Here is a 20,028-nt window from a genome sequence, read left to right as displayed (position 1 = left end):
CGGAATGCGGCAAAGCGTTCGCTTTGACATAAACTCTCTACCGCATCCGAACAGTTGAACCCAGGCGGTTCACAAGCTTTCGACGCAGACTAATAGGCGAATGCAGACCGTCGATGCCGCGGTCTAAAGGAGCCCGGCGGCACCGATGCATCCCATCACGGCAACTTTGAAACATCATCAAGGGTTCTTCGTGTTTCTTCCTGCTTATATCCGAACCGTGTCAGCATCACCGCGCCGATGCAGGAGATCGCCGAAGCGGTCAGGACCAATGATCCATCCGCCCGTACGATCGCGTCGATGAATGGTCCCAGAGCGAGCGTGCCGATCGCAACCGAGACCTGCGAGCAGGCGGTGACTGCACCGAGACCATGCTGTACTTCCGTTCGCTTCCGGACGCCGTCAGGCTCGCGGCGCGGTTCCACAGCAAGGTGCCCACCATGCCCAATGCCAAGCCGTGCAATAGCGCACCAACGACCATAGCGGTCAAAGCATCGCTTATTATCGCGGCACCCAGGATGAGCGCCGAGAGGGATCCCGCGGCGGCAACTACCATCATCGGATCGTAGTTCTTCAACGCACGTCTCGTCGGGGTCAGCGCGACTGGCCCGATCACGGAACCGACGGAGAAGGCGCACAGCAGTAGGGCACCGTCGGGCGTTTCTCCGTCGATACCGACGTACACTAGGAGTCTGCTGAGCGTAGGCACGATAGCCACAGCGACGAGAAAGGCTACGAGAAGCGGCATCAGCCTTCCGGACGGCAGGGCCCCCTCCAGCGCATCGGAACGGTATCGGGGCACGTCGTGCAATTCCGGCGTCATCCCCCTCACCTTCAAACGCAAGGTCCCGGCGCACAGTATCATGGCGATGCACAGCATTCCGAGACCCGCCATTCCGAAGGTTGCAAAGCTCTCAGTGGACCAGAAGGCGAGATAGGCGTTCAACCCCGTGATCAGCAGACGGCTGAAGGCGCTCGCCGCCATGCGGACGCGGACATAGCGTTCTCTTTCCGCTTCGCTGCAAGGAAGGAGCGACGTGAGCGTGGTCAGCGGAACATCGAACGCGGCATAGGCAATCCGGAATGACACCGCCACACCGACGAGGCACAGTGGCCGTTCGATCGAGACGATGAATTGCATGAGCAGAAGCGCGCTCGTCGCCACCGCCCCCGTAAGCTGCATCGCAGCCACCGTCTTCAAGTTCATTCCACCGCGCGAGCAGGAAGCCGACGAGGAGATCGGCTCCGGCTCCGACAAGCAGCAGTGCGCACAGGACGAGGGCGATGGTCGGACCGTTCAAATCCGTGAAGCGGCGCAGTAATGCACCCAACAGAAGATCGGTAAGCGCCCATATGGCGCTCTTGGCCGCGGTCGTGGCACCAAAGATCCGCAGCAGCCCGCGGCTACCACGTAATCTCCGTTCAGGTTCTACCGCACCGACTGGTCGCACGATGACTTTTCCTTGCTCAATGGCGACGGTGTGGCACTGCGATGTGAAAGGGTCATGGCGGTACCGGAAGCAGAGTTCCGGCGCGGAAACCCGGAGATCGTAGCGGGAATACCGCATTTTTTTCCAGCGCAACGCCCTTGGCAAGAAGGGGCCGAACGAGAACGACCTGAAGCCCTTTGGCTCCGTCGCATCATGGATACCATGTCTGACATAAAGCGGTGCCATCGCGAAGCCGTCGCGGTCACTCGACGAACGGAAGTTTGGTTTCGTTACCCGCGCTCGCTAAGGTGCCCCTTCAATTCCAAGGAGCACGACCGCAATGAACATCGCTGAACTGGTTAAGGGCGTGGCAGGCGTCACAGGTACTAGCGAGACGGACGCGAAGGCTGCGGTTTCCGCGGTATTCGCGCAGATTGCGGAAGCCGTCGCGAAAGGCGACGAAGTGGCCGTTCCGGGATTTGGGAAGTTCACGGTCAAGGACCGTCCCGAGCGTGAAGGCCGCAACCCGGGAACCGGCGAGGCAATCACTATTGCGGCATCCAAGAAGGTCACGTTCACGCCCGCAAAGGGTCTGAAGGACAAGCTGTAGGATGCAGACGCCGGCGGCGAAATTCGCCGGCGTCGACCATCTGTAGGCCGAACCACGACTTCGGTTTGCGTAGCGCGATCGCCCCCTCCTATATCATCGGGCGGTGGCAGCGAAGCTCGCTCCATGCTGGTAGGCCCCTATCCGTGCCGCCCCACCGTCGAGATACCGAGAGGGGTCGAGAGTCCGGCAATTCCGCCAGGTCGCCGGACGCGCATGGGTCCCTGGTCATTAACCTTTCCGTCCGCTGAACGTGTTAAACGGGTGGATGCGGCATTTTAGACGAGGCGAACCTGAGCCGACCGCGGTCTACGTGGAACTGGTCGCTGCTTCGTTCACGACGCTGGTACCTGCAGCCATCATGTCCTCGATCTTCGCCGCCGTTGGCATCTACTGCGCGCTGGAAATCGGCGGATATTTGCCCTGGATGGCGGTGGCGGCCGGAATGGCTTCATCCGTTGGCCGGCTCGGCGTCATCGTCGCCTACCGTCGGCAGACTGAGCTACGCCGTGAAGACCGCGACGTCAGCGCCGCGTGGCAGTTCAGACTAGGCATTTCGACTCTGTCGTTCGCTGGAGCGCTGGCCTTGCTCGGCGCAATCTGCTTCGCACAGTCGGCGCCGATTCCGCAGATGCTCGCGACGAGCATGCTGTTCGGCTTCTGCTCCGGTGCTGTCGCAAGGGGGTATGTCCGACCACGGATCTGTAGCGCAGCTGTAACGCTTGCTGCGGCACCGATTGCGCTGACCGCGGCGCTGGACGGCGGCGTCGGCCGCCTGATGCTCGCCGCAATGTTTCTGGCGTTTCTCGCCGGCAGCTTGGAAACCATTCGGTACGCTTATCGACGAGAGCGAGAGCAAATTGCGTTGCGCAACGAGATGACGCTCGTCGCGCGGCACGACCCGCTGACAAGTCTGGCGAACCGCTTTGGCCTTCGAGAGGCATTCGACGAGGTGGTTCGTAACCATGGCGAAGTGCCCATGGTTGCCGTCCACTGCCTTGATTTGGATCGGTTCAAGCCCGTCAACGATCGCTTCGGCCATCCCGTCGGCGACGCCCTGTTGCGTCAGCTCGCAGCGCGTATTGCAGCGACCGTCCGCGACGGAGATATCGCTGCTCGCATTGGCGGAGACGAGTTCATCGTCGTGCAAGCAGGCATTGCTCGCGCAGAGGAGGCGCAGATCTTCGCACGCCGCCTGGTCCGCGTTATCTCCGCGCCCTATTCGATCGACGGCAGATCCATCGAGGTCGGTGTCAGCCTCGGCTACGCCACGTCTCCCCCCATGAGCGTATCGCTAGACACGCTCATCAAGGCCGCCGATGCGACGCTGTACCACGTCAAGCGTGCCGGGGGCGGAATCGGTTCAAGCGCGCCAGCACCGGCGCCGGCTTCGACGATTTCGAAGGCCGTGGGCTGGTAGTCTCCTCGATGTGCACCTTGGTGGGACAGCTCGCTGATTGGGCCGTGGTGATCCCATGGGCGACGGTGGCTCGGCGATAAGGTTCGCCAAAGATCCACGGAGCACGGTGGATGCGTGCAAGTGAGTCGCCAGCACTACACGTCGGTCCGCTTCCTGCCCTGCAGAAGGTTCTTTATGGATATGCTGAGGGCTACGACCGAGTTGCGCTTCGAGGTAAGCCACCCTTCTGCAAAGGGGTCGGGTTTGCGCGCGGCGGCGATTAACCCTTCCTTGAGCTGATCGAAACCAGCGATGATGGTCCGCGGCTCGAGGTCGCCGATACCGGTCCCGAGCTCGTCGAAGAGTTCCTCCATGGCAAGCAGATTGATCATCATCAGCTTGTTGTCGCAGCATGCTAACGCCATGCCTTCGGAGTTGAACATCGTACTCGCCTGCATCGCAACCGGGTCCACGTTCGCGTAGGCCGCGAAGCGTTTGATCCGGTCGTAATGGATCCTTGCATTGCCGGCTTCCAGATTGGCATACGTCCGCGCGGGCATGTCCAAGGCCTCGGCCACCTGCGCGACGCTTAGCCTCCGATGCAGTCTTAGACGGCGGAAGACGCGTCCCAGGAGTGCGGTATCGGGTTCGTCGTTCGTGCCGATAGTCATGTCCGACCCTTCCGCAGCCAATCCGCGTAGCTGTCCGTACGCCGTCTAAGACCACGTCGTGGTTGGCATATCCCCGATCTGCGAGCGCTTCCATGCGAATCGGGAGAACGCCGTATTCTGGCCGACATGTCCCGAGACACGACGAGGGTCAGCCAGAATCCGGCGACCAATCCGTCACGATCCGGCGAGACGTCGCCAAGATCTGGCGGAAGGCCCATGTTGGCCTAGTTCGTCGCCGTCTATCCTCGCTAGAGGAGAAGATGACGGTCAATCTTCAGTTGCCGCAAGGACGCGGCAACATCGAAGAAGGACTGACAAATGGATACGAAAAAGCGCCCGCTGCTCGTCTATCTGGGCAAGGTCTCCAAGGAGACGAAGGCCGTCGTCATTATGGGCCTGCCGGAGCTCGGCAATCCGATCCTGGGCTACCGCTGATCTTGCGCTACCGCGCTTGACGGCTGCGGACGGGGAAGCGCGCAATCGCTTCCCCGTTTTCGTCGACGTAGATCGAGATAGGAGGGTTCGATGATTACGATTGTCGATGTCGCAGGCGATATCGTGATGATGGACGCCGAAACGGATGCGTATCTCTGCATCGGACGGAACAGCCTGCCGCAAAATGGGGCAAACGGTCGTGCTGCGCCAGACCGGGGGCAACAAGTCTCGGACGTGCTCGCTGCAGCAGGTTTAGCACGGGATCGGTGGCGGTGGGCGGACCCGGCGCCCCTGTGGGTTCGGCAAGACTTGGATCGGCTCGACGTCAGTGCGCGCCGGACACTCGCCGCCGTTCCGCGGATGATCATTGCCGGTCTCGCCACGTGGCTACGACTACGGGGGCCGGTCTCAAGCTATCGCCGCTGGACTGTCCGCAGTCGAGAGTGCGATCCCGCACTCGTCGCAAGTATCGTGTCGGCGTTCGACGCTTTGCGCCCTTTCGTCCCACGGCTTGGACGATGTCTTCCGAACAGCCTGTTCATGCGCGACTTCTTGGCCTTGTACGGCATTCCGTCGACTTTGATCTTCGGCGTTCGAACGCATCCGTTCGAAGCACATTGCTGGATAGAGCATGACGGGGCCGTGCTGAACGACACGGCTGACCACGTTGCTTGGTTTACACCGATATACTCATGCTGAACGCATCGGCACTCCGCTTCCTCGCATTCATTCCGAAGTGTAACCGTCAGGGGTTCGACGGCGGCACCCGCGAAGACGAGGTGCAACGGTTGGCGCGAAAAGTCGCGCGCCATGATCCGCAACTCGTCCCCGTACGTGACGCCATCGGACTGTCGCTATGGACGGCCGCGGCGCCAGTGGACATCCCAGTCGATGCCGCGCCCGATGGTTCGTCGTACTCCGTCGGCTGGCGCTTCCGAAATTCACGCACCACATCGATTGACCGAAATTGGGGCGGCTTCGTCACCCTGACAAAGCATTCCGAATGCCGCTGGTCCATATCGCGAAGCGTCGACGGATTGATGCCGGCGTCCGTCTTCCGGACGGACGCCGGCTTGGTCGTCGCCTCGCAAGTACCTGAATGGTTGCTCAGGACTTTCGGCTTGAAGCCGAAGGTCGATTGGAGCGTCATCGCCGCGCTGCTTCACGATCCCACGGTCACGGCCTACCGTTCAGCACTGAGCGGCATCGTTACAATTCCCCCGGGGTGCAGCTTCGAACCGGTCACGCCGTACGCCGTTGCGGTGGACGGGGATGTACGGGCAGATCCACCGATCGAAACGAGATGGAACCCGTGCGACCTCGCGCGAGCGGCACATGGCACGTCTGCAGCCGCGGCAGAGCAGCGCCTGCGGGAAGCTGTCGACGAGACCGTCGGGGCATGGGCCGGCGTAGGGGACCGAGCGGCGCTCGAACTGTCGGGCGGACTCGACTCCGCGATCCTGTCCGGTACGCTGTCGCGCATCGAGCCGCGCCACCCGATGACGCTGGTCAACGCGAGTACGATACAGGCGGGCGGTGACGAGCGGCGATATGCCCGCGACGTCTCACGTCTATGCGACATCCCGCTCATTGAGATCGCAGCCGACGAGCGTGTCCTCGACATCGTCTCTCTTCGAAATATGGTTCATCCGTCCGAGCCGATCCTTTACGGGCTCGACGTCGGCCACGACGCGCAGATGTCGCTGCATGCCCGAGAGGTCGGTGCAGACACTATTTTCACTGGCCAAGGCGGAGACGCCGTCTTCTACCAGATGCCCGACGTCGAGATCGCGGCGGATTCCTTCAGGCTGAACGGACCGAGGGCGATCTGGTCGGGTCACACGCGGGACATCGCACGCCGCGCACAGCGGTCGGTCTGGTCGGCATGGGGCGCCATTCTCGCGGATCGACTGGGGCGGCCCGCCATGCCGGCACGCTTTCCGGGGTCGATGGCGACGCCGGAATCAATCGAACGATCCGCGAACTGCGTGCATCCCTGGCTCGCGGATGTAGCTGGCCTGCCACCGGCCAAAGTCCGGCAGATCCAGGCCATCGCAAACTCACAGATATTCTACGGCCCGACCCTCAGGGGAAAATCCACGTTGTTTGTCCATCCGCTGATGTCCCAGCCGGTAGTGGAGGCCTGCCTGTCGATACCTATTCCCATTCTGACCGGCGGCCGGCTCGACCGCCAGTTGGCCCGGGCGGCGTTTGCCGACCGGCTGCCGACATCGGTCGCGCAACGTCGTTCGAAGGGGGAGGCCACGAGCTACTACAATCTAGCCGTGACCGCGGCCGTTTCCGATTTGCGAGCGCTTCTTCTCGATGGTCGGTTGGTCGAACGGGGTCTCCTCGACCGTAGGATCTTGGAACAAGCGCTGGACGCAGACACCCTGCTATGGAGCGACGTGTCCCGGCCTTTGATGCTGTATGCCTCGATCGAGGCTTGGATAGGGTATTGGGAGCGTCTGTGAAGAAAGCCGTTCGGAGGGCAGGCCTGCATGAGATACGGCTGCCGGTCGATCCATTTGCCCAAGCCATGCGAAGATCCGTTTCCATTCGTCCCTGATGTTGCCGGGGCTACGGATCACGTGGCCCTCGGCAGCGTAGCGCAGAAGAACTGCCGTCTTGTTCTGACGATACAGCGCCATGAAGAGCTGTTCCGCGCCTGCGACCGGGACATAGTCGAACTCGCCGTGAATAAGCAGCAGCGGCGCGTTCATTGCGCCCGCTCGGAAAAGCGGACTGTTTTTGACGTAACGCTCGGGCGATGCCCACGGGGTTGCTCCGAGCGTGCCTTGCCCGGACTCGAACCATCCGAAGGCTGCCGTGGTGAAGATACCTGCGTCCTGGGTCTTCTGGCGAGGGTCGATGGCGCCGTAGCCGGCGGCGAGGTTGGCCGGCGCGGCCGATGCGATGACGCACCTTACGACGTCGCCATGCGTCGCCATCGCCAGCGCGGCGTAACCCCCGTAGCTGTGCCCGTACACCGCAACCCGGGTCCGGTCGATCCGCCCGGTAGCTACGGCATCGCCGATCGCCTCTGTTATTTGGTTGGCGATCCGATCGAGGGGGCTCCACCGTTCATTCACGGGCGCGTTCGTCGGCGCCGGCATGCTGGGTTCGAGGACCGCATAGCCCTGCGCGACGAGCAACTGGATGTTGGTGGTGGGGTTGAACGTTGCTACGTTGGGGGTAGAGGCCGCTGCCGAGAGGACGACCCCCGGGTAGGGCATGACGACCAGGGGGGCGGCACCCGTCCCTCCGGCGGGGAGATAGAGATGATGGCTCACGGCAGCCCCGTCCGCACCGCGACCTTTCAGGACCACCGGCGTCACGGCCGCCACGTCGGCGAGGTTGCGATTGATTGCGTCGAGGGTGACGACGCGATCGGCTGAACGCAGTCTCAACGTAGCCGCGCTCCCCCCGAGCGGCGCGAGCTGCAATACCGCGTTCTGTGCAGGGAGACCGGCCACGATCCTTACGTCCGACATGACGTCCTGATAGCGATGCAGGACGTCGCCAGTCCTCGCCAGATCGATCGGCGTCGAAGTTCCAGCGTGCCGCACGAGGACAAGCGTGCTTTCTGGATCAGGATTGAGCGCAGACCTCGCTCCATCGAGAAGAGGATCAAGCGGTGCGGTAGCGGTCTCGACCTTACCGTCAGTGACAAGCTCGGTAGGTGGACCATCGAACGTGGCGCGCAGCAGGCGACCGTTCGTCAGGTACGTCAGACTCCCGGCGCTACTACCCACGATGCGTGCGGTGGGCCCCGCCCCCGATGCGACCGGACCCCGCCCGTCCCGCCCCCGAAGGTACCAGTCCGCCACCGGAGGCGACGAGGCCGCTGTCACCGAAGGGCTACCAAGCAGAACGGGCTGTTCTCCCATCCAACGGGCATGGACCGTGATCGCGCCCGCGCTCGCTGTATCGAGAGACGCGACGAAGTTGGGGAACGGCGTCTCGGGATGGTCGCCCAAGCGACCGCTGGCGACGAGCAGCTTGCCGTTCGTCCACGGGGCGTTCGACGTACGGGCGTAGAAGATGAGCTTCCCGCTCGAGGGCGACCAAGCAAGAAGGTTCGGCAGCACGTCGCACCGTTTACAGGCAGGTGTTGCGCGTCCGGTACTCAGGTCGACGATGTCGAGCCGGCGGGCGCGAGTCAGATCCGCGGGATCGGCTGTACGCGTCTGGTCAACGCCGAGATCGGCATCCTCGCGCACGATCGCCACGCGACGGCGGTCGGGTGACACGAGGACATCCACGATGTCGCCGTCCAGCAGCCGTCGGACGGCTCCTGTCCGGATGTCGTAGATCGTCAGATAGCGTGCGGGGGCTCGGTCGCGTTTGCCCAACATGCTACCACTGCCGAGAACCGACACCGCAGCCTGAAGGCCCTGCGCCGTAAGGGCCCAGGATGCAGGTGCCCGACGGGCAGGCTCGAAACCGAAGGCGAGCATTGCGGGCAGGCTACCGTCCGGACGGGTGACGAGCAGCAGATGATCGTCGTCGAGCCAGCTTGGGTTCGGGTTCGAATACGGCATGTCGGGCGCCGTCTTCAGCCAACGGACGCTGCCTCGGGCAAGATCGAGGATGCCAAGGGCGAGCCGATCTTCGCGTAGCCGGAAGACGGCGAGACGCCGACCGCTAGGGGATAGGCCAGCAGCCCAGTAACCCGTGCCGACCTCGCCGCCGAGCACGCGGACGAGACGGGATGGTTCTGCAGACGAGAAGGTCCACAGTTCTGAAAGTACGCGGCGCGTGAACCAATCATAACGGTAGTTGCCGGCCTCCTTGTACGGACGGGTCCGACCGATCACGACCACGCCCGCGCGAGGCGCTGGAAGAACCTGGGTGTACTCCTCGTTGGCCAGCACGTCTTCGACGGAGAGCCCACGGGCCTGTACAGGCGGGGAAAGCAGGCAGGCGAGCGGCAACAGCCACGCTTGGCGCATGGTATACTCCTGATCGTTCGTTGATGGCGGGTGGGAAAAGCCGGAATTACCAGCGCTTGACGATCTGCAGCGCGGCCTGCCGTCCGAGGGCGCTGCCATTGGTCGCGTCGTAGCCGACCCCGTTGGCGGCGTTCACGAACGGTGGATCCGTCGCGAGCAGGTTGGTGAAAGCGAGACCGATCGAGAGGCCGTTCAGCGTACCCGTCTCCGGACCGAACATCCGTGCGAACTGCAGGTCCAGCGTCGTCCAGCTTCCGATCCGCTGCGACGAAGAAGATGTCCGGTAGCGGGAGCGCGAGACGTAGTTCGCCGCGAGGGACGCGTTCCACGTCTTGCCGGCCCATCCGACGGTCGAGCGCAGTCGGAGTCTGGGCGGGTAACCATAGGTCCCGGCGCGCTGCACGGCTTGCGCCTCCGTCGTGGTCTTGTCGTCGAAGCCGAGGAGATAGGAGGCGTTGGCCGACAGTTCCGCACGGCCGGCCCCCAGGGAGAACCCGCTACGGGCACCGACGTCCAAGCCCCTCACGTTCACGGACGAAGCATTGACGTAACGCCCGTCGACCACCGCACCGAAGACCGCGGCGGGCAGATTCGACGGTACGAGGGAGTTCGGGTCGGCCAGCAGGCCCTCGATCAGGGCGCGGTCTGAAGCGCTCGAAAGCGGTGAGACGACCTGGACGAACGGCGCCAGCGAAGCGTCCGTCAGTGCTTGTAGAATGTTCTGGTAAGCCGGCTGGGATATCCGTTGGGCGAAGCGCGTCGAGAACAGGTTGGCCTCGATGCCGACGCCGCCCAGGCGGCTTGGCGCTATGGTCACGCCGATCGTCTTGGATACCGCCCGCTCAGGGTCGAGGTCCGGGTTTCCGCCCGAAAGGAACAGCACGAGCGCGTTCGTCCCCGCGGTGGTCGGCAGCTGGGTCGCACCGATCCGTATCGGGTCGCCGGTCTCGCGTAGCGAAGGCGCCCTGAACGATCTGCCGTAACTTGCGCGGAAGGCGATCCCGCCAGCGGGTTCGTAGCGGACGCCGACCTTGGGATTGGTAGTCGTGCCGAAATCGCTGTACCTTTCGTGCCGGACTGCGAGTGAGAGTCCGAGACGCGAGACCCCTGCAATGGCGTTGCCATCCCCGATCAGCGGAACCGCCAGTTCGGCGAACAGCGCGTCGATGCGGCGGTTTCCCGCTATTCTGGGCAAGGGCGCGGGTACGTTGGAAGAGTAGAAGTTCGTGCCGGATCTGCGCAGCCCTTCCTCACGGCGTTGCGCGCCGACCGCCAGACGCAGCGACCCGCCCGGCAACGCCGCCAACGAACCGTCCCCCTGCAGGTTCAACGTCGAGATCCGGCTGCGCACAGCTTCTCCGCTGTAGCCTCCGCCGATGAACGAGAGAACTCCGGCGCTGTTTGCAATGCCATCTCCGTAGGGATTGAAGTAACCGTCGCGTTCGGCGGCGTAGCCGGTGTCGGGGTCGTCCGCGCCTCCGAGGGCCTCGGCGAGATGCAGTTGGTTGGCGAGACCGGACGTCCTGTTCGTAGAGCGTTCCTCAGCGCGGCTGTAGTAGCCGTCGAGATGCCAGTCCGCACCGATGTCAGCCGTCGCACCGGCTGTAAGACTGTAGGATTTGACCACGCCGCCGGTGCGGGTAGCGCCCAGCTCGTGCGCGAACGAATAGGCGATCAGTGAGTATGGCGATCCGTCCGGGCTGACGAAATACGGATTACCTGCGTCAATCGAGATGAAGCCGATGTCCGACGATCCAGAATAGGAGAAGCGGCGCCGGGCCGCCCTTCCCTCGACGTAGGCCGTGATGCCGTGACCGAGTTGCTGCTCCGCCGTAACGTAGAGGGCGTGACGCTTCTGATCGGGTAGCAGGTCAGAGCCTTCGCGCTGATTCTGCAGATTGGCGGAACCGGGCAGGAAGTCTTCGGGAGCGAGCGCCGCCCCGGACGGACCGGCGGGTATCGCATAGGTCGGGACGTACCCGTTGCTGACAGGGTCGTAGCCGAGGACGTTACCCGGATGGGCGAAGTAGGATCGCCAATCTGATCCGCCCAACGCCCGCAGATCGGTCGTCCGGGTGTATGCCCGCGCGGCACTGGGAAGGCGCTCGCGCCGCTCGAACTCGTAGGCCCCGAGGACCCGACCCGTCGACCAGACGGTCCCTGCGACCTGGCCGAACTGATATTCCTGCATGCCGCCGCTGGTCGTCGTCCCGGCGCGCAACCGCGTCTCTGCCCCGCGATAGGTCTTGCGAAGGATGATGTTGACCACGCCCGCCACGGCATCGGAACCGTAGAGCGCCGAAGCACCGTCGGTGAGTACTTCTATCCGATCGACGGCGGCGATGGGGATCGTCGAAAGATCGCTGAAATCGCCTTTGCCGCCGGACCCAGCGGTACGGCGCCCGTTCACCAAAGTGAGCGTCGCGTCACTGCCGAGACCGCGCAGGTTGGCACTGGACGCGAGCCCCGTGTTGTCGATGGTGCGGTCGGTGCCGGTGAGGCTGGTTTCTTCGTTTCCGGTCCCTCCGAAGTTCTGCGGAAGCGTCGACAGGACGCCGGCGATCGTCCCTCGTCCGCTGCGATCGATGGCGGCCCGGTCGATCGTGATAACGGGCGATGTTCCGGCCCCCTCGCCCCGGATGTTCGAACCTGTGACCACGATGTCGGCCGCGGCTGAATCGCTTGCTTCACCAGGCGCGACTTCGCGTTGCGATGGCCGCCGCCGGGGGCCTGACGGCGCTTCGGTTCGAGGTTGGACACGAACACCGGCGTCGACCTGCCCTGCCCCACCGCCCACGAGGACGACGTAGCTGTTCGGACCCGTTTGCCGTGCTGAGAGTCCGGTTCCCCTCAGCACGCGGCGTAGGGCGTCTTCACGCGAGAAGCGGCCGCGCACCGGAGCGTTGCGGCGTCCTTCGACGGCGCCGCTGGCGAACAGGATCTGCAGACCCGTCTGGCGTCCAAGCTGAACGAGCGCCGCCTCCACCGATCCAGCCGGTACTTCGACGGGAATGGCGGCGTTCTGCGCCGAAGCCGGTGCCGAGACCGTGATGGCCAGCGCCATGGCGGATGCCACGAGCCCTCGTGTCGAAAAAGCGTTCATCTGATCCCCCTTTCAACCGACCGTCAGAGCTCGCGGCTCCGACATTGCCGATCATGTAGGAGAAACGCTTGATGGGGGGCCGACCCTAACGCGGCTTCGTCGATTTGATCGTGGGCGAGCCGATTTTTCTCGTGTTCGCCCTCTTTGCGTTATCGGACGAGGGCGATTGAGTCCGCAGAGGGCTTCTCGTGCAGATCGAACATCACGGCAACTGTATCGGCGAAGGCCTTTCCCTCCCGAGCCGTGAAGGTACCGCTGATCGGCTCGGTGAGAAGCGCCGGATCGGTCACCACCACCTTTCGCGCCGAGTAGCGGTTGATCTCCGCAAGCGCGGTTCCCAGCGGCGTTCGGAAGAATACGATCCGCCCCTCGCTCCAGTCCGAAGCGCCCGGGCGGATTATGGTGGCCTCGCCGGGGATGCCCGCGGCGACAGATACGGCCTGTCCCGCCACGAGGTCACGATAAGCATCGGGGATGTTCTTCGACTGGACGCGGACGGTGCCATCGAGAAGGGCCACGGAGGTTCCGATCGGGTCTGCACGGACGTCGAAGCGGGTGCCGGTTGCCACTACCCGCGCACCGCCGAAATCCACCGTGAAGGGGCGCGGATCGCCATGATGAACTGTGAAGCGGGCACGCCCGCGTTCGAGCGAGACATGCCGAGCATCGGCTGCATACCGTACTAGCAAGTCGGTGTCCGCATCGATCAGAATGCGCGATCCGTCCTCGAGCGACACTATGCGCTGCTCGCCGACCCGAGTTACGAGATGGTCCGGCTGCACGAGAAACATCCATAGCGCCAAGGCCGCGGCGAGCACGAGGGCGCCGATGGCCCACGGGGTGGCGAAGACGGAACGGCGATGCGAATTGCCGCTCGCCGATACCGCTTCCGCCACCGCGGCTCGGATCTCCGGGTCGTCGCGGAGGTCGCCGCTCCTATGCCAGACCGCTTCCGCATGCACATAGGCCCGGGCGTTCGCCGGATCGCGCCTCCAGGCATAGAAGGCCGTGATCCGATCGGTCGATACGGTCGGCTTGTCGAGCGCGACCAGCCATTCCGCCGCTTCACGCGACGCCGCGCCTTCGCTTCCCTCTTCGCTAGGCCCGCTCACCGGTCTTCACCCTCCTGAAGGACATGCGCTGCGCAGATCTCGACGGCCCTGCTGATACGCCATTCGACCGTTTTGACAGAGATGTTTAGACGCGCGCCGATCTCCTTGTTGGTAAGAGGCGTGAAGCGGCTCATCAGGAAAGCGTCCCGGTACAGGGGCGGCAGTGATAGGATCGCGTCGCGCAAAGCCAGATCCGATTCCTGAGATGCTTCTGTACGGGCGAATCCGTGTCCAGCGTTCCGTTCGACGAAGCTCTGCCGGTGCCCGGCTCGCCGCACGTAGTCCCGCGAGAGGTTCAAGCCGACCGTTCCCAGCAAAGCTCGGGGATGCCGCCCGGCCTCGTCCGCGGCATAGCGCGCGATGCGCAGATAGGCGTCATGGGCGATGTCCTCGGCAGCGTCGGCGTGTCGACCGAGCACTCTCCTGAGCCTGCGTACCAGCCATGCGGAGTGCTCGCGGTAGAGCGCGTCCAGTGCAGTGCCGTCCGCGTGGTCGCGTCCGCCTGTCTTGCTGCTCATCTCGACCCGCTCCATCACGTGGACGTGAAGAGGCGCGCCCCGCACGTCGCGGGACTGGAAACACGCTGACGAGCGCACGGCTCGTCCAGATCCGATCCCGGACCGAGCACAGGCCCATGTCGAGAGCGAACAAGGTCAAAGCCTCCCGTAGGAAGCCTGCACGACCCATACACAGAGGTTTCCACGCCTCTATCGTCGCTCTTGCGACGACCCGGCAATGATGACGGAGGCGCGGACGTAGCGCAAGGGCATGCTTGGCGGCCGCGATCGGTCGTCTTCATCGCATGGGATACTGCCCGGAAGCGCTAATGGGGCCGGGTGTTGGAACCTCTGTGCAAAGGCCCGTTATTTGGATCAGTTCCTCGCGCCGGGTCCCAGGCGCATGGAGGAGATGCCCTATGTCACGGCACCCGGCCGGCCGACGATAGTCGTGGACGGGGCGTACGGCAACGTGCCGATGGATCCGAGACCACGACAGCGACGGCGTGTACTTCGGATCGCGGCTAGCGCCCGCTCAAACACGAGATGTTACGCTACCTGCCCTGTCACGTTGAGCGAACCCGGTCGCGTTGTCTTGGCCGCAGGCTCGGGGCCACCGGTGGTTTCCCCCTGGGGAGGTCGTCTCATGCCACGGTTCTGGCGACCGCCGGCCTGCTGATAGGAACGACGCGGAAGCCGGCGTCGCCGCCGGGTCCTCAATGCGTCCTGCCGAAGCTCGGGTTCATTGCCCGATCGCCGAATGTCGTGGCGCGAGCAGAATGATTCTTGGCTTGCCGCCGGGACCGGAGTAGCAAGGTCCCGCCCACCTCGCGGTGGGCCGAGGCTTGATAACCTCGCCTGTTAGATTTCGGTCGCAAGACCGCCGGTTGCTCCTTTGTGACCGGGTGGCGGACGCGCATGTCCAGGCCTCCCGGCTAAAGGTGTTCGCGCGCGTCTAACAGCGTGTTATCAACGCCCGGTCTCCAGGACCGGCGTCGCCTCGATAAAGAAGGCGACGCCGCCGGAGCGGTGTTCGCCCCGCATGGGGAGCGAAACATGAGGACTTCCGTATCGAGACCGAGTGCATGCGGTCGCTGCCGTATGGCAGCCCCCTTGAGAGCTGCCGCCGTCACCTGACCGTCTGAACCACCGGCGCGTCGCGCCGAACCCTCGCATTCGCGTCGCGCCGCCGGACCATGGGTTTCGGCGAACGCCGCCGCACGTCCATGAAACAGGAGCCCTACGTGAAAATCAGAAACATCGGCGCGATGATGCCGATCGCGCTTTTAGTAATGTCATGCGGGCCGGCTGATGCCGGATCGGAACGAGCAGCGGTCCGGACTTCCGCCCCTCGGGTCCTGGACGTGTCCGGAGTGACCTCCGGAATGCCCCTAGTCGAAGCCAAGCGACGTCTGGAGGCGAAAGGCTTCTCGATCTCTACCAATCCCGGTCCGTCTTGGACGGCGGTGCTTCGTTCGGCAGTCGATCAGTTGAAGACGGGTGCATCGCCCAAGGCCTATGATCAGAAGGGCGTCACCGACATGTACGCTCGCAAGGGCGGAGAGATGATAACGCTGGGCTGGGTGACGCCGACCCCGGCGGGTGGTGAAGTGAACACCATCGTATACTCGGTTCCCCTGCAAGGTCGCTCGCGCGATGAGCTGCGCGCCGCCATGCGCGTTAAGTACGGCGCACCGACACGCGATAGCGGCAATGGCACCATAGCCTGGTGCGCTGCCGGCGATGTCTGCGTCTCCGGTGAAAGCCGGCAGCCGATGATGAGTTACGAGGAGAGCGACCGCGCAAACCTGCGTCTTGATCCGGGTCTCCAGTACGCCGCCGCGGCGAAGTCGAGGATGGAGGCGGCGGTCAGAGCCGTGGTCGGCAAGCCCGCCACGTCGTTCTGAGCGAGACGGCAAGGCCTATCATAGTCTTGCCGTTACCTCGTACCATCCAGATCATAGCTAACATTGAGGTGCTGCTACTTTTCCCGAAAAGGATCCAGAGCGTGTGAAAACGCGGCCTGAGGATTCCCGTAGATCGCGGCGCATGGTATGTTTGTGGCATGGCGCATCTGTCTGGAACGGACCGCTCTCAGCTCCTGCTGCTGCCCGAAGCGGCGGATGAAGGATCGCGGCCATGCAGGGCAAGCGCGACCGTCACAACTAGATGCTCGCCGAACTGGATCGCACGGGCGCCGACCAGATCTCGCCTACCGATCCGGATGCCCGCGCGATGGCGCACATGATCAAAGTGGGGGTCGGCTACAACATCCAGCTCGCCGTCGACGTGAAGCACAAGCTGATCGCCTAGCAGGCAGTGAGCAACCAGGTTCTCGACCTGGGCCTGCTTGCCCAGACCGCGGCAGCGGCCATGGCAGTCGCCGACCGCGGCTACTTCAAGATCGAGGACATCGAGGCCTGCGGAGCGGTCGGGGTGACCGCCTATGTTCCCAAGCCAATCCGCGGCCCCGGCGTTCGCGAGGGCTTCTTCGGCAAGGACGTGTTCCGCTACGAGCCTGACCGGATGTCTTCGTTTGCCCGGCTGGGACAGCGCTCCCGCCGCGCTACAGGGGCAAGTCGCGCGACAATGTGAAGGTCGACTCTGCCAATCGCGATGCCTGCAAGGCGTGCGCGCTGAGATCGCACTGTACTCGGTCATTCCGCCGCGTCTCACACCTGGAGAACGAAGCCGTTCTCGACCGCATGGCGGCGCGGTTGGCGGCCAGGACCGAGATGCTGGACTATCGGCGAAACAGCGTCGAGCACCCCTTCAGCACCATCAAACAACGGATGGGCCAGGGCACGTTCCTCATGTGCCGGCTCGAGAACGTCCGCGGCGAGTTCAGCCTGACCGCGCTCGCCTATAATATCAGACGGGCCATCACCCTGGTCGGGGTGCCGGGCCTGATCGCCGCGTCGAGGGCGTAAACCGGTCTTTTCGCGCCGCAATGATCCGCTGGGCTTCGTATGAACGACTTCCAGAGGCTCTCAAGGCAGTCAGAGGGCGGGATTACGCCTTGTTCGGCTTGGGCGGCCGCTCGCAGGAAAACCTGTCGCCGTCCAGGCCGCTGCTCACGACTTTCCACACGCTCTATTTGATTTTTGCATCAAACGTCGAAACAGGCCCTTTTTTGACTTCAATGGATCAAAGAGAGGATTTCTTCCAACAGGGCATAAGTTTGATGAAAGACGCATCCTTGTTCTGAAGCTGAGGCTGAGACATACCTGGTCTTACACAATCCTTCTGCCTCAAAGTAGAAGACTAAAAGGGAGGTGGGATGGCTTTCTTAAAGCGGACTTTCACTATCCTACCGCCATCCAATACGATTCCGGCGTCCCAGGTCCCTCCTGCAAAAAGAGATATTGCTTCCAGATCGTGTCCCTTCCTATCTTTCAGATCGAGATCTGATAAGGTGTTATCCCAAGCTTTAACATAGTTTCTTACGTAGCTAATGCTTGATATCGGAAACCTCTCGATCGCAACGCGACCGTCGGTGATTGGCGTTATATACTCTTTTGGTAGACCCTTCGCTTGCGAGGGGTTCTCCCTAACATAGTCTTGCATGCCACGAGCCTCTTGGTCGTCAATGCTAACAACAACCTTACGAATCCCGTTCATCCGTAAAGAGTTGAGCAAACGCAGAATCGTAAACGTCCGGTCAGCTAATTTTTCGTCCAAAGCAAAAAATTCGTAGCGTTTCGCTTCACAGCGCGATGCTCCATTTTTTTGTACCGCCATCCGGTATAACTTCGTCAGCGACACAGACTTTGGTCGGGATGGCGGTAATTCTCCCTGACTGCGTAGCACAGGTTCTAACCTCACCACTGCCCTTGTCTTCTCGCAGAAGTCGGCTTGCTGAGCAGGCTCCGCCGCAGAGAAAAGCTTAATTTCGCTTTCCTCGGGCAATTCTGGAGGGGGCGGTGGAAGCATTCCTTCGGGTCCAACAACCGCCTCTACAATAGGCGAATGACCGGCTATGAGTAACGCATCACCCAAGTCGGCTGGTGACATGCCACGAGCTTGATCCAGGGTAACGGGTGGCGCATCACGACGGATATCAATTGTTGCTGCTAACATGATGAGCGCAAGCATATTATCTCCTATATTCAAAAACCGCGCCCAACCAATTTGCCTATGATCTCGCATCATTGGACACGCCGGCTTTCTCGAAAAGGATCACAGACCGTGCGAAAACTCGCTGGCATGGTGCCAACCTGACGTTCTTTTCGACGGGGCGGATCGAGAGGCGATAGAATTTGGTTCTTCGGCTGTGCCGGTGCCGCAATGGCTCGATGGGGAGCATGCTTGGGCTGTGTCGGCGCAATTTGTAGTGTGGATCAGGCCCTCACTGCCTGGATAAGCCCCGGGATGCCGATGATGGTGATGGCCCGCCTGAGATTGTAGGCGAGCGCGGTCAGGCTGAACTCGGCGCGGACCTTCTCCAGCCCGCGCATTAGGAACACGCCTTGGTTCATCCACTGTTTGATCGAGCCGAACGGGTGTTCGACCGTTTCGCGCCGTATGGCGAGGACGCCGGGCCGGGCCGCGAGCCGTTTCGCCATGCGCTCGAGCACCGCCTCGTTCTCCCAACGGTTGATGCGTCGCCAGCGGCTACCGGTGCAGCGTGCCTTGATCGCGCAGGCGGCACAGGCGGCGGGGCTGGAGTACTGGATCGAGACATGGCCCCGCGTCACCGAGCGGTAGCGGGTATCGAGAAGCTGGCCACCGGGGCAACGATAGGCATCGGCTGCCGGGTCGTAAGCGAAGCGCTCCTTGGGAAAGCGGCCGTTGGCAATCGCGCTGCCACGCTCGGGCCGGGCGACATAAGGCGTTATGCCAGCCGCCTCGCATGCCTCGATGTCCTCGCCTTTGTAATAGCCCATGTCCGCCACGGCAGCGATCCGGTCGACGCCAAGAGCTTCCTTCGCCGCGCCGGCGGTGGATGCGAGCAGACCCATGTCGGTCGCGGCGTTGGTGACGTGCTGCTCGACGATCAGCTTGTGCTTCGCATCGACCGCCACCTGCGCGTTGTAGCCGACCGTGGTCTTTTGACCCGTGACCATCGCGCGCGCATCGCGATCGGTCAGCGAGATCTGGCTCTCGCCGCTGGCGGTCAGCTGCTCCAGCATCGCCGCCTGCGCCTGCCGCCGCTCACGCACCCTGGCGATCTTCGCCGCCAGTGCCTCGCCGCGACCAAGCCCATGGCCGTCCTCACCGCGGTCGATGGCATCCAGCTCGACCAGATACCCCTCAAGCCGCTCGTCGGCCGCGGCGATATACCTGGCCAGCTTGTCGCGGGAGAAGTTCCGTCCCGGATTGTTCACCGCCTTCAGCCGGGTGCCGTCCACCGCCAGCAGCTCGCGGCCGAACAGGTCGAGCTTGCGGCACAGGATGACGAAGGCGCGGAACACCGCCTTGAAGGCGCTCCGGTTGTCGCGACGGAAATCGGCGATGGTCTTGTAGTCCGGCCGCAGCCCGCGCAGCAGCCAGATCAGCTCAAGGTTGCGCATCGCCTCCGCTTCCAACCGTCGGCTCGACCGCACCCGGTTGAGATAGCCGTACAGGTACAGCTTGAGCATGTCGCCCGGGGCATAGCCCGGCCGCCCCGTCGCCTTCGGCCGCGAGCGATGGAAACCGGCCTCACCCAGATCAAGGTCATCGACAAAGGCGTCGATGAACCGAACCGGACTATCCGCCGCCACATAATCCTCGACCGATGCCGGCAGCAGCAGCGCCTGGTCGCGCGCATGACCCTCGATGTACGCCATGATCACAGCATACGCTGGTCAGCGACACGATGGAATCAGCCACCGAGTTTC

18 protein-coding genes are annotated in these 20,028 nt (G+C 63.1%); 10 read left to right on the top strand and 8 right to left on the bottom strand.

Annotation, left to right across the window (positions count from 1 at the left end; all coding sequences use genetic code 11):
• Window positions 1-259: 259 nt before the first annotated feature.
• The gene (locus QFZ54_RS15260; protein WP_307088472.1) at window positions 260-1,138 is read right to left on the bottom strand and encodes an MFS transporter; all 879 of its coding nucleotides are present in this window, start codon (window positions 1,136-1,138) and stop codon (window positions 260-262) included.
• Here QFZ54_RS15260 and QFZ54_RS15255 point away from each other — a divergent pair.
• From QFZ54_RS15255 to QFZ54_RS15245, 3 genes are all read left to right on the top strand, one after another.
• On the top strand, window positions 1,137-1,319 hold the full coding sequence (locus QFZ54_RS15255; protein ID WP_307088470.1) for a hypothetical protein: 183 nt from the start codon (window positions 1,137-1,139) through the stop codon (window positions 1,317-1,319). The genes QFZ54_RS15260 and QFZ54_RS15255 overlap by 2 nt on opposite strands.
• A gap of 448 nt (window positions 1,320-1,767) precedes the next feature.
• The gene (locus tag QFZ54_RS15250; protein WP_307088468.1) at window positions 1,768-2,037 is read left to right on the top strand and encodes an HU family DNA-binding protein; all 270 of its coding nucleotides are present in this window, start codon (window positions 1,768-1,770) and stop codon (window positions 2,035-2,037) included.
• 310 nt (window positions 2,038-2,347) lie between these two features.
• The gene (locus tag QFZ54_RS15245; protein ID WP_307088466.1) at window positions 2,348-3,454 is read left to right on the top strand and encodes a GGDEF domain-containing protein; all 1,107 of its coding nucleotides are present in this window, start codon (window positions 2,348-2,350) and stop codon (window positions 3,452-3,454) included.
• A gap of 134 nt (window positions 3,455-3,588) precedes the next feature.
• On the opposite strand, the gene QFZ54_RS15240 is transcribed toward QFZ54_RS15245, so the two are convergent.
• A complete protein-coding gene (locus tag QFZ54_RS15240) occupies window positions 3,589-4,104 on the bottom strand; it encodes a helix-turn-helix domain-containing protein (protein ID WP_307088464.1) in 516 nt (171 codons plus the stop codon).
• A gap of 525 nt (window positions 4,105-4,629) precedes the next feature.
• Here QFZ54_RS15240 and QFZ54_RS20455 point away from each other — a divergent pair.
• Window positions 4,630-5,238 carry a lasso peptide biosynthesis B2 protein gene (locus QFZ54_RS20455; RefSeq protein WP_373458548.1) on the top strand — a complete coding sequence of 203 codons (609 nt, stop codon included), beginning with the start codon at window positions 4,630-4,632 and terminating at the stop codon, window positions 5,236-5,238.
• A complete protein-coding gene (locus QFZ54_RS15235) occupies window positions 5,232-7,013 on the top strand; it encodes an asparagine synthase-related protein (RefSeq protein WP_307088462.1) in 1,782 nt (593 codons plus the stop codon). The genes QFZ54_RS20455 and QFZ54_RS15235 overlap by 7 nt, the downstream gene beginning before the upstream one ends.
• On the opposite strand, the gene QFZ54_RS15230 is transcribed toward QFZ54_RS15235, so the two are convergent.
• The 4 genes from QFZ54_RS15230 to QFZ54_RS15215 form a co-directional block, all read right to left on the bottom strand.
• A complete protein-coding gene (locus QFZ54_RS15230) occupies window positions 6,936-9,494 on the bottom strand; it encodes an alpha/beta hydrolase family protein (protein ID WP_307088460.1) in 2,559 nt (852 codons plus the stop codon). The two genes, QFZ54_RS15235 and QFZ54_RS15230, sit on opposite strands and share 78 nt — an antisense overlap.
• A gap of 46 nt (window positions 9,495-9,540) precedes the next feature.
• A complete protein-coding gene (locus QFZ54_RS15225) occupies window positions 9,541-12,597 on the bottom strand; it encodes a TonB-dependent receptor (protein WP_307088458.1) in 3,057 nt (1,018 codons plus the stop codon).
• A 149-nt stretch (window positions 12,598-12,746) separates the two neighbouring features.
• A complete protein-coding gene (locus QFZ54_RS15220) occupies window positions 12,747-13,709 on the bottom strand; it encodes a FecR family protein (RefSeq protein WP_307088457.1) in 963 nt (320 codons plus the stop codon).
• Window positions 13,706-14,227, bottom strand: coding sequence for an RNA polymerase sigma factor (locus tag QFZ54_RS15215; protein WP_307088456.1), 522 nt, complete (start codon window positions 14,225-14,227; stop codon window positions 13,706-13,708). Before QFZ54_RS15215 ends, QFZ54_RS15220 begins: the two co-directional genes overlap by 4 nt.
• 1,175 nt (window positions 14,228-15,402) lie before the next feature.
• On the opposite strand from QFZ54_RS15215, the gene QFZ54_RS15210 reads away from it, so the two are divergent.
• The 5 genes from QFZ54_RS15210 (at window position 15,403) to QFZ54_RS15190 (ending at window position 17,414) form a co-directional block, all read left to right on the top strand.
• Window positions 15,403-16,113, top strand: coding sequence for a hypothetical protein (locus QFZ54_RS15210; RefSeq protein WP_307088454.1), 711 nt, complete (start codon window positions 15,403-15,405; stop codon window positions 16,111-16,113).
• A 262-nt stretch (window positions 16,114-16,375) separates the two neighbouring features.
• On the top strand, window positions 16,376-16,519 hold the full coding sequence (locus QFZ54_RS15205; RefSeq protein ID WP_307088452.1) for a hypothetical protein: 144 nt from the start codon (window positions 16,376-16,378) through the stop codon (window positions 16,517-16,519).
• 6 nt (window positions 16,520-16,525) lie between these two features.
• Window positions 16,526-16,801, top strand: coding sequence for a hypothetical protein (locus tag QFZ54_RS15200; RefSeq protein ID WP_307088450.1), 276 nt, complete (start codon window positions 16,526-16,528; stop codon window positions 16,799-16,801).
• Entirely contained in the window at window positions 16,798-17,136 is a 339-nt protein-coding gene (locus tag QFZ54_RS15195) for a transposase (protein WP_307088449.1), read from the top strand. The genes QFZ54_RS15200 and QFZ54_RS15195 overlap by 4 nt, the downstream gene beginning before the upstream one ends.
• A gap of 20 nt (window positions 17,137-17,156) precedes the next feature.
• Entirely contained in the window at window positions 17,157-17,414 is a 258-nt protein-coding gene (locus QFZ54_RS15190; RefSeq protein WP_307088447.1) for a hypothetical protein, read from the top strand.
• 56 nt (window positions 17,415-17,470) lie between these two features.
• Here the strand turns inward: QFZ54_RS15190 and QFZ54_RS15185 are convergent, their stop codons facing one another.
• Window positions 17,471-18,301 carry a hypothetical protein gene (locus QFZ54_RS15185; protein WP_307088445.1) on the bottom strand — a complete coding sequence of 277 codons (831 nt, stop codon included), beginning with the start codon at window positions 18,299-18,301 and terminating at the stop codon, window positions 17,471-17,473.
• 245 nt (window positions 18,302-18,546) lie between these two features.
• Complete coding sequence (locus QFZ54_RS15180) at window positions 18,547-19,977, bottom strand: IS1182 family transposase (RefSeq protein WP_307088443.1); 1,431 nt, start codon at window positions 19,975-19,977, stop codon at window positions 18,547-18,549.
• Between the last annotated feature and the right edge of the window lie 51 nt (window positions 19,978-20,028).

Source organism: Sphingomonas faeni, assembly GCF_030817315.1.
Taxonomy (GTDB): Bacteria; Pseudomonadota; Alphaproteobacteria; order Sphingomonadales; family Sphingomonadaceae; genus Sphingomonas; species Sphingomonas faeni_C.
This window is presented reverse-complemented; position numbering and strand designations above follow the sequence as displayed.